Genomic DNA, 13,251 nt, shown 5'->3' on the forward strand with positions numbered 1-13,251 from the left:
CAACCCTTACTGATTGAAAGTATTTACAGTGACCAGGTTAATTGTTGCCAGCCATGTTGGTGGTTATTTTGTGATCAATTTCTCATGTTTATTAATTTTTTAGTGAACAAATAGAAAAATTTCTTTATGTTAAATAATGTTTAGCTAAGCATTAATTTTTTAATTATAACTTGTTAAGGAAATAAGATATGAAAAACTTTGACTCTTCTAAAGTAGTTAAAATTAAATCACCATTGTCTGGTTGGGCTGTTAATGACAAAAACGATGATTAATTTATGATCATTCCCCTTCGTATTTTGTACGAAGGGGAATAATATGGAGCTTGAAGATGAATATCGCTACGACATGTTATCCGCATCAACAATTCCGCTCTGATTTCGAATTACAGATCCGTAATTCACTTGAATATTTAATTGAAATAACCGAGTCTGACTTTAAAGTTCCTGATGGATTTTTCATAAAATGGGATTTATGTGCTTCTCATTATTTGGCTATCGATGCAGCCGAAAAGGATAACAGGGAATTATGTATTAATTACATTCGGAATGCTATAGAAAAATGCCAGGATTATACAGAAAAGCCAGAGCTATCTATTAAAGCTTTGGATTATTTTATCGAGTCTGTGTTTGATATGAACATGCTTTTTAAAATATTGGAGCAGGATGATAAAGGAGTCAGGGTTGGATACCGATTTGCACATGAAGTAAAAGATGATATAGAGAAGATACAAGAAGCACTGGAATTATTGAAAACCTATGATGAAAATACCTATCTTGAATGTGTATGTTTTATTGATACAATATATCTTACAGGAAAAACAGAAGGGAATTATATCAGGTCAGGCTGCAACTTTAATATGTGGGGGATGATCCTACTTTATAGTGCGGATGAAAATAGTGTACCTTACTATATTGAGCATATCGTTCATGAATGTGCACATCATGCACTAAATATTATTAATGCTCAAGATTATCTTGTTTTGAATGATCCTGAAGAACGTTATCAAGCTCCATTTCGTGAAGATGGTAGACCCATGATTGGCATATTCCATGCCTATTTTGTACTTAACCGGATTTGTCAAACTTTATATAAAATGTCTAATATATACTCTGGCATTTATGAAGAAGAAATTAGATCACGATTTAATACTGCATTGAAAAAATTCTTGGATACAAAAGAGATAATAGATAATCATGCAGAATTGACAGACATCGGGCGTGCTATCTCAGATAGTATCGGTGAAGAAATGAATAGGATTATTCCCAGTGAAGTTAAATGATGATTTTTGGAAAATACGATCTTCGGAAGCATTATATATTTTGAGTTCACGAATAATTGTAGCTCTGGTCACTTTAAGTCTTATTAAGAGTAACCAGCTAATATTGTCTTCGTATTTTCTTTTTGTTTATTTTCTTTCAAGAACGATCTCAGGTCTCGCTCTGTCACACCTTTTTGACCAGCTTGATAAGAAAAAAATTCTTGTTGTACTCAATCTTATATTTATTTTTTTAACAATATATTACCTTTATAACATTAGTTACGGTGGGGAAATATATTTTTTCTTCATCATTAGTATTATACTTGGCTTAATTGATGCTCTTTATTCTCCTGTTGTGAATGCTTATATCCCGTTTATTGTCAGTAAACATGAACTTGATGAAGCATATCGTAAGACATTTTTGTTGCAGGCGTCTCTTAATGTGTTTGGTATCGGTTTGGGAATGGCAGGATATGAAGTTATAGGGATAATTAATATGACATGGACGTTATGCGGATTAATTTTCCTATCCGTATGCATTCTATATGGAGTAAAAAATCGGGGGACAGGGATTTTGCAGAAGAAGGAAGATAATCCATCTTCTGCACTTAACAGTATGAGGCTTTTCTTTCGTTATCGTTTTGAGCCATATTGGGCACTTTCATCTCTGTTAGTGAATATGATTCTGGTTCCATTTTCTTCTCTTGTTATTCCATATTTTGTAGAGTCAGTAAAACACTCAAGTGCTATTGTGATCGGAATAATAGAAGCGAGCGCTGCGATTGGTGCAATCTGTTCTTCAGTATTTTTCCAATCCTATTTTGAAAAAATATACGGTAAAGCTCGTACCGTTATTTGCTCGTTTTTCATGATAGGATTATGTCTGGTTGGTTTATCTTTGTTTATCAGTCATATAATCTGGTGCCTTTTGGCTTTTCTGATCGGAGTATCTGTTGTGCTGAATAATGTCAGCATAGAATCTAGTCGTTCCATAGCTATACCGGAAAGACATAGAGTAAAAATACAGACAGTTCATACCGCTTTTATTGGATTGGGGAATCCTTTCGGATTCATTCTTTTTTCTATGATAATAGAAAAATGGAATTATTCTGTTGTACTTCTTATTGGTGGTTTTCTAATATGTGTTGTTTCTCTATTACTGAAATATATTCCTATGTTTGATGATTTGCTTAGTAAAGATAAAGAAGAAATAGATTCTATTTATGATAAAAATTATGGTGATTTATGAGCATATTGACAAAAATTAAAAAATTTTACCAAATTGATAAAGACAAGGTATATGATCGTCATCATTCGTCGCACTTGGTTAATACTGCCAAATTGTTAAATAAATATGGTTGTGAAGAAGTAGTATGTAATGCAGGAATGTTACATTCAATATATGATGAAAATTCAATATATAATAATTCTGGTGTGAGTTATAAAGATAGGGAACATATACAACAAATTGTTGGAAAGGTTGTTGAGCTACTTGTTTATTATTATGGGCGAGTTCATTATGCAAAAAGTTATGATAATATATCAAAGAGTGGTAATGTTGTAACACTAAGAGTTCAGACTGAAGATATTTCTATTCCTGAAGATATATTCTCTAATTTGGTTAACGTTATTGTCGCTGACATACTTGAACAGATAATATGGTGTGTAGAAAAGAAAGGCTTTTTTACATACCAAGATGCAAGGGAACACCTTAAGAAACTATTTCCGATATTATATTATTGTTGCCACGGTATACAAATTGATTTTAATAGGTTTTGGAGTTTATCATGCAGAACATAAATTCTATTCATTCAGAAATGGCTATTTTGCATGATAAATATATTCTTGGTGTGATATCTCCTGATAATTTTTTCTTAACATTCAGCCAACTTGAGAAAAAATTAGCGGATTGTGTCATTCACACTCCAAATTGGGCGGAATTTGCCAAAGATATTTATATACCCTATGGATTTCAAGATGCATCGCGACGGCAAGGGAGTGAATCCCCGGGAGCATAGGTAACTATGTGACTGGGGTGAGCGAGTGCGGCCAACAAAGAGGCAACTTGAAAGATAACGGGTATAGATAATCTACATAGAGCATATGAAGTTAAACACTCGATTAATGATGAGAATAAGGAGGTTTTAAATAAAATTTTTCATATTATAGATGAAATGATTGGAGCAAGAAATTATTTCGTGCAAAGACTAGGGTATAAAAATTTTGCTTCATATAAATGTAATTATCTTTTCAATAAGGATACTGAGAATATTAAGAACACATTGGAAATTTATTATCATAAAATTATAAATTTACTAAAAAATCTTTGTAATCATTTTGGAATTGATATAAAACAATTCACTGAGCCAGATACATTTCGTATGTATCAGAAAAATCTGATAAATAGGCTATCGTTGCCATGTTTTAATTTTCACTTGCCTGAAATACTTAGATTAATTTTTTCTTACTTAAATAAACATAGCCAGGCTCATTTTAGTATTGAATGTGAGTCAACAAACAGGTATATCATCCGTGTATCAACTAATGATGAGCGTTCATTTTGTTTTGTTATACAAGCATGTCAGATACAAGGTACAGTGACAGCGATATCTTGTGACAAAATTTTTGATAGCTCTGTATCAGTAACTTATCTAAAATCTGCTTTATTTCATCAGCCATTGGGAATAGCTGAAATAAAAACGGTAATTCATGAAATTGGTCATCTGATTAGTATTGGTATGGCTAGTATTAATGGAGGTCTTTATCACAGTGATTTCCGCTCAACTATTGAAATACCAAGTCAGTTATCCGAACATATTTTTTTTAATGAACTGGTTTGCAATACAGCTATGAATGAATCACAGAAAATGGTTTTTGATAACTTTATTTGTATGGATATTCTTGATGAGATGCGTCAGATAGAATTCGCGTTTATCGATCTTTATCTCCACAGTGGCATAGCTATATTCGACCTCATGCCAGAGAAATTGATAAACGGTTCTCCGTGTTTCTTCAATTATTCCAATATATTAACTAAGCCGGTTTATCTTGAGCACATCATTTCAGGTGGGAGGGAAGGAGCATACAGCTTGTACCCTCTGAACAATATAGTGGCACATTCCTTGTCTGCCACTATATCACCAAACTGTTTTTTGGATTACTTCATGAATGCAGAGATGCTGAATGACACAATACATTCAATAATTGTCTAATTAAAATAATGCGGCGAAACAGCTTACGCTAGGTACTCCGACAAGAAAGTAAACAGTAGTATATACCCTATGGATTTCAAGATGCATCGCGGCGGCAAGGGAGCGAATCCCCGGGAGCATAGAGAACTATGTGACCGGGGTGAGAGAGTGCAGCCAACAAAGAAGCAACTTGAAAGATGACGGGTATAGAAGGGATTATGAAAACTACAACCCTTACTGATTGAAAGTATTTACAGTGACCAGGTTAATTGTTGCCAGCCATGTTGTTGTGCTTCGGTTTTTAAATGGGCATCGGCATTGACCGTAATGACTTCGTCGGCAAATTGACACATTGGCAGATCATTAATTGAATCACTGTAAAAACGAATAATCTCAGGATAACTATTTTGCTGTTCCAGCCACTGTTTTATCCGTTTTACTTTACCTTCACGAAAAGTCGCAATACCGTCTATTTGGCCGGTATAACAGCCATTTTCCACCACCATATCAATGCCCAGCGCAGTGGGAATACCTAATTCAATAGCAATCTTTTTCACAATAAAAGAAACCGTGGCTGAGATAATCATAACTGGGACTTGCTGCTGTTGATATTCTGCAATAAGAGCTTTAGCTTGTGGATAAAATCGCGGTCTGATTTTTTCGTTGATAAATTCAGTCAGCCAAAGATCAACTTGTTCTTGTGGAACTTGATGCAGTGTTTGCAGGCTGAATGCCAGATAGTCGTTCATATTCAGCATACCTGCGCTGTAATCAACCATCATTTTTTTGTCTGCTTCGATAAAGCTGGGATCAGTAATTATGCCTTTTTCCCATAAAAACTCTGTCCATATAGCGCTGGAATCACCGGAAATTAAGGTGTCATCCAGATCAAATACTACAAGCAGTTGTGGCATGATGTTGTGTTCCTCAAGTCAAAGCACATTGATAACTGAGAATAATGCTTGTAATACTGTGTAGTGACCAATAGCAATAAAAGCATGTTTTTCTGACTAGAAAGCGTATGATTTATACAGATATTAATCGTAATTATGATGTCATGATGATGCAACAACAAATTACAGGTACAGAACGTGGCTGGTGGATTATCAGCGATGAAAATCGTATTTGGCTCCCGGAAGGGGAATTACCTTTTGGAATTGCTGTCCAATGGTCATTGCAAGGAAAAGTAGCCTTGCCTATTGGTGAGTGGCAGGGCGAAAAAGTTTGGCTTATTTGTCAGAAAATGGCTTCAGATATGGTTTCTTTACGGCAAATTGTTGCAAGTGATCGTGGCTTGTTTCAATTAGCTGGCCGGGGAGTGCAATTGGCAGAGTTTTATCGCTCTCATCAATATTGTGGTTATTGCGGCAGTGAAATGCACCATAGTGTCAGTGAATGGGCTTGCTTGTGTCATCACTGTCATGAACGTTATTATCCGCAGATTGCGCCTTGTATTATCGTCGGTATTCGTCGGGATGATCATATTTTGCTGGCTCAACATCAGCGTCATCGTGGAGGCATATACACCGTCCTTGCGGGATTTGTTGAAGTCGGTGAAACACTCGAAGAAGCTGTAGCCCGCGAAGTGATGGAAGAGAGTAATATTAAAATTCGCAACTTACGTTATGTGGCTTCTCAACCGTGGCCCTTCCCTCATTCATTGATGATGGCATTTCTGGCTGATTATGATAGTGGTGAGATCCGCCATGATCCGCAAGAGCTGATTAGTGCAGATTGGTATCACTATGAGCAACTGCCATTGATTCCACCACATAATACTATTGCCCGTCGGTTGATTGAAGATACGGTTGTTCTGTGCCGAAATACGTGATGATGTACTGTTTGGCGCAATTCAACGGGAGAGATTTACCTGTCATGTTACAATGACGTTCTAATCATTGTAGTCAGATTATGTTGCGGCCAATAAATATAGATGGAGCCTGTCATGAATGCGCTGAAAAATGATCGTTATTTACGAGCTTTATTACGCCAATCCGTTGATGTTACCCCTGTTTGGATGATGCGCCAGGCTGGCCGCTATTTACCTGAGTATCAGGCTACTCGTGCTAAAGCCGGTGATTTTATTGCTTTGTGTAAAAACACTGAGCTCGCTTGTGAAGTCACTTTACAACCTTTGCAGCGTTATCCACTGGATGCGGCAATTCTCTTCTCTGATATTCTCACTATTCCTGATGCGATGGGACTGGGGCTCTATTTTGAAGCAGGTGAAGGTCCGCGTTTTAAATCTCCTGTTTTCAGCCGCGCTGATGTGGAAAAGCTGCCGGTGCCTGATCCGGAAATGGAGCTGGGCTATGTGACGGATGCCGTGCGTACGATTCGTAAGGCACTCGCGGGCAAGGTTCCTTTGATAGGCTTTTCTGGTAGTCCGTGGACACTGGCAACTTACATGGTGGAAGGTGGTAGCAGCAAGGCATTCACTAAAATTAAAAAAATGATGTATGCCGAACCTACCGTAATGCATCTGTTGCTGGATAAGCTAGCAGACAGCGTTATTCTTTATCTCAATGCTCAGATTAAGGCAGGTGCTCAGTCTGTGATGGTTTTCGATACTTGGGGTGGAGTACTGACGGGGCGGGATTATCGGGAATTTTCCTTACATTATATGCACAAAATTGTTGATGGTCTGATCCGTGAAAATGAAGGGCGTCGTGTGCCGGTGACACTGTTTACTAAAGGTGGTGGACAATGGCTGGAAGCAATGGCTGAAACCGGTTGTGATGCGCTTGGTTTGGACTGGACGACAGATATTGCCGATGCGCGCCGTCGTGTGGGGAATAAAGTCGCTTTGCAGGGTAACATGGACCCATCCATGTTATACGCCTCTCCAGAACGGATTGAGCAGGAAGTTTCGACAATTTTGCAAGGTTTTGGGACGGGTTTTGGTCATGTCTTTAACCTTGGTCATGGTATCCATCAGGATATACTGCCGGAACACGCGGGGGTATTTGTCGAAGCGGTACATAAACTTTCAGCTAAATATCATCAGTAAAAATATGATTAATACGAAAGCATTACGGCAGGAACAAATAGCAAAGGCTCAACAGGTTATCTGTTATGATGATTTTTCCCCACCTAAATTGATTGCTGGTGCTGATGTGGGTTTCGAACGGCAGGGAACAATTACCCGTGCAGCGATAGCGGTTCTTTCTTATCCTGCTCTTGAACTGGTGGAATATCAGATAGCTCGAATTGAAACTACGCTGCCTTATATTCCCGGTTTACTCTCTTTCCGTGAATATCCTGCATTAATGGCTGCTTGGCAGTTGTTGAAATACAAACCTGATCTAGTAATGGTGGACGGTCATGGCATTGCTCATCCACGTCGTTTAGGTGTTGCTAGCCATTTTGGTTTATTAGCTAATGTGCCCACAATTGGTGTGGCAAAACGTCGTTTATGTGGTGAAAGTGAACCATTGGGGGAACAGCCCGGCAGTTGCCAACCTTTGTTTGATAAAGAGGAGCAGATTGGTTGGGTATGGAGAAGTAAAAAACGTTGTAATCCGTTGTATATTTCTACAGGACACAGAATCAGTCTTGATAGCGCATTGCTATGGGTGGAATGTTGTATGAAAGGTTACCGCTTGCCTGAAACAACCCGTTGGGCAGATGGTATAGCCTCAAATAGGCCATTTTTTGAACAAATGATACAGAAAAATCCTTAAATTCGGTGTAAGCGTGTGGATATTCTTGAATTTCAGGTAAACTGCGGAGCAAATTGTGCATAACGAGTAAAAACTAATGTTACGAAACCCGATACATTTACGGCTGGAAAAACTTGAAAGCTGGCAGCATCTGACCTTTATGGCAAGTCTATGCGAACGGATGTATCCAAATTACCAGATGTTCTGTTGCCAGACGGCGTTTGCAGAACCTGCTCTTTACCGCCGTATTCTGGATTTGGTGTGGGAAATATTAGTTGTAAAAGATGCCAAGGTGAATTTTGATAATCAGTTGGAAAAGTTGGAACAAATTATTCCCTCTGCGGATGATTACGATATTTACGGTGTGTACCCGGCAATTGATGCATGTATTGCATTAGGGGAAATTATTCACTCCCGTCTGAGTGGTGAAACATTGGAGCATGCAATTGCAGTGAGTGAAATTTCAATCCGCACTGTTGCTATGCTTGAAATGACTCAGGCCGGGAAAGAAATGACCGATGAAGAACTAAAAATATTACCTGCTATTGCACAAGAGTGGGACATCCAATGGGAAATTTATCGCTTATTGGTTAGCTGCGAAGAGCGGGATATTGAGTTGATTAAAGGATTGAAAGCTGACCTCCGGGAGTCAGGAATGAGCAACATTGGTATAAATTTAACGCAGTAAAGTGAAAAAACGTGATTTAATGCTTTAAATGCCATGTTCAAAGGCTTCACTTTTGCCCCCACTCTGTTCTACATTTGGGGGGTGAAAAGAAGTGGCTATCGGTGCGTGTATGCAGGGGTGCTGTCATTCGGCATATCCGTCGCACTCGATGCTTTGCAAACGATAAACACACTGTAAGGATAATCTATGAATAAGACTGAATTAGTTGATGCAATCGCAGAAAGCACAGACCTGACTAAAGCTCAGGCAAAAGCTGCTCTGGAATCAACTTTGAATGCAATCACCGAATCCCTGAAAGCGGGCGATTCAGTACAACTGGTAGGTTTTGGTACTTTCAAAGTTAACCATCGTGCAGAACGTACTGGTCGTAACCCGCAAACCGGTAAAGAAATTACAATCGCGGCTGCAAACGTACCTGCTTTCTCTGCTGGTAAGGCTCTGAAAGACGCAGTTAAATAATTTCATTGCAAAAAAGAAAAAATAGAAGGGGTATTATTTATCCCCTTTTGTTGGTTCGTCAGGGGCTGATGACACTAGGATTCGTCTTCGCGCTCAGCGCCTGTACCAATCAACCTAAAGAACCTTCTTTCAGCGCAAGTGGATTCATTGCCAATGATGGTGTTGTCCGCTTGTGGCGTCTCAACGATCAGAACAGTAAACCTCAGGTGCTGATGAGTGTTTACAGCCCCTACCGTAATGACAATACCGTCGTGACTTTTTATGAATATAAGCAGGGAGATTTGCGCCAAATTCGTCGTGAAATTTTGAATGATAAAAATCCACTATCTGAACAACTTCGTTTGAATAAATCCGGTGATGTGATTTTTATGCAAAAGCAGTCGAAAACGCGACGAGAGCCACTTTCTAGCGATGATATTGTTCGTATGCAGTTTAATGCTAAACGGACGCTTGAATTAAGTGATGCGTTGATAGTGGGAAATGTGCGTTTGGTGCAAGGGCACTGGAATAACGGTAAAGTCACTACCTGTGCAGGTGAAACGATTTCCGTTGAGTTTGAACCTTACGCGAGGTCATGGCTTGAACAGCGTGAAAAAAGTAGCTACAGCCAATTAACCATTGCTTGGTTGGAAGCGCCTGCTGGCCGCGAATTACTGTTGGTAGCCAATAATGACTTTTGTCGTTGGGAACCGACGAAGGACAGTCTCTGACCCTCGTCAGTTTTATGATTACTTCAATCGGTTAATTGCCCGATAGCCGATATCCTTGCGGTAAAAACAGCTATTCCATTCAATCTTTTCTGCTTGTTGGTAAGCATTTTTCTGTGCATCTATAATGGTTTCTCCTAATGCTGTAACACACAGAACGCGTCCACCTGCGGTAATAACATCATTGCCTTTCATTGCTGTACCAGCATGGAAAACCTTGCTACTTTCATTTTCTTGTTGGGGCAAACCATGAATAATATCCCCTTTGTGATAATCAGCAGGATACCCTCCGGCAGCGAGTACCACACCCAGAGCAGGGCGTTCATTCCAATCAGACGTTTTACCAGCAAGCTCTCCTTTTGCACCAGCTAGACAGAGTTCAACAAGATCAGAACGCATACGCATCATGATGGGTTGCGTTTCTGGATCACCAAAGCGACAGTTAAATTCAATCACTTTTGGTTCGCCATTTTGGCTGATCATCAAGCCGGCATAAAGAAAACCAGTATAGATATGACCTTCAGCAGCCATACCATTAACAGTAGGATAAATAATCTCTTCCATAATACGCTGGTGGATTTCATCGGTGACGACTGGAGCGGGAGAATAGGCTCCCATTCCGCCAGTATTTGGACCCGTGTCACCATCACCTATGCGTTTATGATCCTGACTGGTTGCCATCGGAATAACATTCTTACCGTCGACCATAACGATAAAGCTAGCTTCTTCACCTGTTAGAAACTCTTCAATAACAATACGATGGCCTGCATCACCAAACGCATTTCCGGCTAGCATATCTTTTATGGCGGATTGGGCTTCTTCCAGTGTCATCGCAACAATCACACCTTTACCCGCAGCCAGTCCGTCAGCTTTTATAACAATAGGAACGCCGACTTTATCCAGGTAGGCAAGAGCGGGTTCGATAGCTGTAAAATTCTGATAAGCCGCAGTTGGGATTTGATGACGTGCCAGAAAATCTTTGGTAAATGCTTTTGAGCCTTCTAATTGAGCGGCTGCCTGAGTTGGACCAAAAATAGTCAACCCGGCTTTTTGGAATGCATCGACAATACCTATCACCAATGGTGCTTCAGGGCCAACGATAGTCAGCCCAATATCATGGCTTTGTGCAAATACTAACAAGCCGTTGATATCTGTCGCTGAAATATCAATATTTTCGAGATTGCTTTCTAGGGCAGTTCCTGCATTTCCTGGAGCGACATAGACTTTATCAGCTAAAGGAGATTGAGCTGCTTTCCATGCCAGCGCATGTTCGCGTCCACCGCTACCAACAATTAAAATATTCATCAGATTAACTCCTGCTATTGATTAGTGGCGAAAATGGCGCATGCCGGTGAAAATCATAGCAATACCGTGTTCATCAGCCGCGGCAATCACTTCGTCGTCACGGATTGAACCGCCGGGTTGGATAATGCAACTCACGCCGACAGCCGCAGCGGCATCAATGCCGTCACGAAATGGGAAAAAGGCGTCAGATGCCATTGCGCATCCTTGAACTTCTAAGCCTTCATCGGCTGCTTTAATCCCAGCAATTTTTGCGGAATAGACACGGCTCATTTGGCCTGCACCAATACCAATGGTCATATCATTTTTTGCATAAACAATGGCATTAGATTTGACAAATTTAGCGACCTTCCAGCAGAACAGAGCATCTTTCATTTCTTGTTCGGTGGGATGACGTTTGGAAACCACACGTAGGTTAGTTACTGCAACCATACCAAGATCGCGATCTTGTACCAGTAGGCCACCATTAACTCGTTTAAAATCGAGGCCAGCAGCCCGGTCTTCCCATTTACCACATGTCAGAACACGGACATTTTGTTTGGTAGCTAGCACCGGTAGTACATCTTTATTTACTGAGGGGGCAATAATTACCTCGACGAATTGGCGGTCGATAATGGCTTGTGCAGTTTTAATATCAAGTTCGCGGTTGAAAGCAATAATACCGCCGAAAGCGGAGGTTGGATCTGTTTTGAATGCGCTATCATAAGCATCGTGGATATCTTTACCAATTGCTACGCCGCATGGGTTAGCGTGCTTAACAATAACACATGCAGGTTCCACGAATTCCTTAACACATTCCAGCGCTGCATCGGTATCAGCAATGTTGTTATAGGAAAGAGCCTTACCTTGTAACTGAGTTGCAGTTGCAATGGATGATTCAGAAAGATTCTCTTCTATATAGAATGCAGCGTCCTGATGGCTGTTCTCACCGTAACGCATATCCTGCTTTTTAATGAAATTCAAATTCAGAGTACGAGGGAAACGTCCTGATGGTTGAGTCGTATCGCCATAATAAGGAGGAACCAGCTTGCCAAAATAGTTAGCAATCATACTGTCATAAGCAGCGGTGTGTTCAAAAGCCTTAATGGCTAAATCGAAGCGAGTTGATTGTGTTAATGACCCCTGATTGTTATCCATCTCTTCAATGATTTTTTCATAATCCTTACTATTTACCACAATCGCTACATCTTTATGGTTCTTAGCCGCAGAGCGAACCATAGTTGGACCACCGATATCAATGTTTTCAACGGCATCTGCCAAAGTACAATCTGATTTAGCTACGGTCTGAGCGAATGGATATAGATTCACAACCACCATATCGATCGGTGAGATTTGGTGTTGTGCCATGATTTCATCATCTTGTCCGCGGCGGCCAAGGATTCCACCATGTACTTTAGGATGCAGCGTCTTAACACGGCCATCCATCATTTCAGGAAAACCGGTGTAGTCTGAAACTTCAGTAACCTTTAGATCTGACTCAGCGAGTAAACGAGCTGTGCCACCAGTAGAAAGCAATTCGACACCGCGTTGAGATAAGGCTTTTGCAAATTCAACAACCCCTGATTTATCGGAAACGCTAAGCAGGGCACGACGGATTGGACGAAGCTGTTGCATTGATTTGATCCCTTGGATTTTGTAAGGCAGTAACATGTTATTGGGAAGAACCCACTATATCAGGACATAAAAAATGGGCACTGCAATAACATTTCAGTGTAGTCAGATAAAATCGCTTGATGATTTTAACCACCGAATTGTAACGAAAACGTTTGCGTGATGCTCGATAAATTTTCATCCAACTAGCCATATGTGGATAAATCTGTTGGTAAGTAGGTATAAAGTAGAGCTTTGCTGTGGAATTAATCAAACGATCAATTTTTTTCAAAATAATTATTGCCAGCGCCAAAGAACGCCCTATAATGCGCCACCACTGACCGACACAACGCTGATAAACATTGTGAGGTCGGGCAGAGAAAAAGCTAATAAG

At 40.0% G+C, this 13,251-nt stretch carries 15 protein-coding genes; 11 read left to right on the forward strand and 4 right to left on the reverse strand.

Annotation, left to right across the window (positions count from 1 at the left end):
* Positions 1-328: 328 nt before the first annotated feature.
* From ACGF49_RS20985 to ACGF49_RS21005, 5 genes are all read left to right on the forward strand, one after another.
* The gene (locus ACGF49_RS20985; RefSeq protein ID WP_228901808.1) at positions 329-1,279 is read left to right on the forward strand and encodes an aKG-HExxH-type peptide beta-hydroxylase; all 951 of its coding nucleotides are present in this window, start codon (positions 329-331) and stop codon (positions 1,277-1,279) included.
* Positions 1,266-2,507, forward strand: coding sequence for an MFS transporter (locus ACGF49_RS20990; protein ID WP_387492584.1), 1,242 nt, complete (start codon positions 1,266-1,268; stop codon positions 2,505-2,507). The genes ACGF49_RS20985 and ACGF49_RS20990 overlap by 14 nt, the downstream gene beginning before the upstream one ends.
* Positions 2,504-3,058, forward strand: coding sequence for a DUF6817 domain-containing protein (locus ACGF49_RS20995; protein WP_228901804.1), 555 nt, complete (start codon positions 2,504-2,506; stop codon positions 3,056-3,058). The genes ACGF49_RS20990 and ACGF49_RS20995 overlap by 4 nt, the downstream gene beginning before the upstream one ends.
* Positions 3,046-3,276: a hypothetical protein gene (locus ACGF49_RS21000; protein WP_228901802.1), complete on the forward strand. Its 231-nt coding sequence runs from the start codon at positions 3,046-3,048 to the stop codon at positions 3,274-3,276. The genes ACGF49_RS20995 and ACGF49_RS21000 overlap by 13 nt, the downstream gene beginning before the upstream one ends.
* 180 nt (positions 3,277-3,456) lie before the next feature.
* Positions 3,457-4,470 carry a hypothetical protein gene (locus ACGF49_RS21005; protein ID WP_387492589.1) on the forward strand — a complete coding sequence of 338 codons (1,014 nt, stop codon included), beginning with the start codon at positions 3,457-3,459 and terminating at the stop codon, positions 4,468-4,470.
* Between the two features lie 230 nt (positions 4,471-4,700).
* Here the strand turns inward: ACGF49_RS21005 and ACGF49_RS21010 are convergent, their stop codons facing one another.
* A complete protein-coding gene (locus ACGF49_RS21010) occupies positions 4,701-5,363 on the reverse strand; it encodes an HAD family hydrolase (protein WP_387492592.1) in 663 nt (220 codons plus the stop codon).
* 149 nt (positions 5,364-5,512) lie between these two features.
* Here ACGF49_RS21010 and nudC point away from each other — a divergent pair, with 149 nt between their 5' ends.
* The 6 genes from nudC (at position 5,513) to ACGF49_RS21040 (ending at position 9,968) form a co-directional block, all read left to right on the forward strand.
* Positions 5,513-6,280, forward strand: a complete 768-nt coding sequence (gene nudC, locus ACGF49_RS21015; RefSeq protein ID WP_228902769.1) for an NAD(+) diphosphatase — start codon at positions 5,513-5,515, stop codon at positions 6,278-6,280.
* Positions 6,281-6,394: 114 nt separating this feature from the next.
* The gene (hemE, locus tag ACGF49_RS21020) at positions 6,395-7,459 is read left to right on the forward strand and encodes a uroporphyrinogen decarboxylase (protein WP_271859652.1); all 1,065 of its coding nucleotides are present in this window, start codon (positions 6,395-6,397) and stop codon (positions 7,457-7,459) included.
* Between the two features lie 4 nt (positions 7,460-7,463).
* Positions 7,464-8,132 carry a deoxyribonuclease V gene (nfi, locus tag ACGF49_RS21025; RefSeq protein ID WP_113044053.1) on the forward strand — a complete coding sequence of 223 codons (669 nt, stop codon included), beginning with the start codon at positions 7,464-7,466 and terminating at the stop codon, positions 8,130-8,132.
* Positions 8,133-8,208: 76 nt separating this feature from the next.
* Positions 8,209-8,799, forward strand: a complete 591-nt coding sequence (locus tag ACGF49_RS21030; protein WP_113044054.1) for a YjaG family protein — start codon at positions 8,209-8,211, stop codon at positions 8,797-8,799.
* 186 nt (positions 8,800-8,985) lie between these two features.
* Entirely contained in the window at positions 8,986-9,258 is a 273-nt protein-coding gene (gene hupA / locus ACGF49_RS21035) for a nucleoid-associated protein HU-alpha (RefSeq protein ID WP_012776594.1), read from the forward strand.
* Positions 9,259-9,326: 68 nt separating this feature from the next.
* A complete protein-coding gene (locus ACGF49_RS21040) occupies positions 9,327-9,968 on the forward strand; it encodes a DUF1481 domain-containing protein (RefSeq protein ID WP_113044055.1) in 642 nt (213 codons plus the stop codon).
* A gap of 18 nt (positions 9,969-9,986) precedes the next feature.
* On the opposite strand, the gene purD is transcribed toward ACGF49_RS21040, so the two are convergent.
* The 3 genes from purD to ACGF49_RS21055 all read right to left on the reverse strand — a co-directional run.
* Positions 9,987-11,270, reverse strand: coding sequence for a phosphoribosylamine--glycine ligase (gene purD / locus ACGF49_RS21045; RefSeq protein WP_271859651.1), 1,284 nt, complete (start codon positions 11,268-11,270; stop codon positions 9,987-9,989).
* A 21-nt stretch (positions 11,271-11,291) separates the two neighbouring features.
* Positions 11,292-12,881, reverse strand: a complete 1,590-nt coding sequence (purH, locus tag ACGF49_RS21050; protein ID WP_228902763.1) for a bifunctional phosphoribosylaminoimidazolecarboxamide formyltransferase/IMP cyclohydrolase — start codon at positions 12,879-12,881, stop codon at positions 11,292-11,294.
* A gap of 37 nt (positions 12,882-12,918) precedes the next feature.
* Positions 12,919-13,251: hypothetical protein (locus ACGF49_RS21055; protein ID WP_229015698.1), on the reverse strand; the 333-nt coding region annotated here is incomplete at its 5' end.

This window comes from Photorhabdus sp. RM96S, from assembly GCF_042879335.1.
GTDB classification, from domain to species: Bacteria; Pseudomonadota; Gammaproteobacteria; order Enterobacterales; family Enterobacteriaceae; genus Photorhabdus; species Photorhabdus kayaii.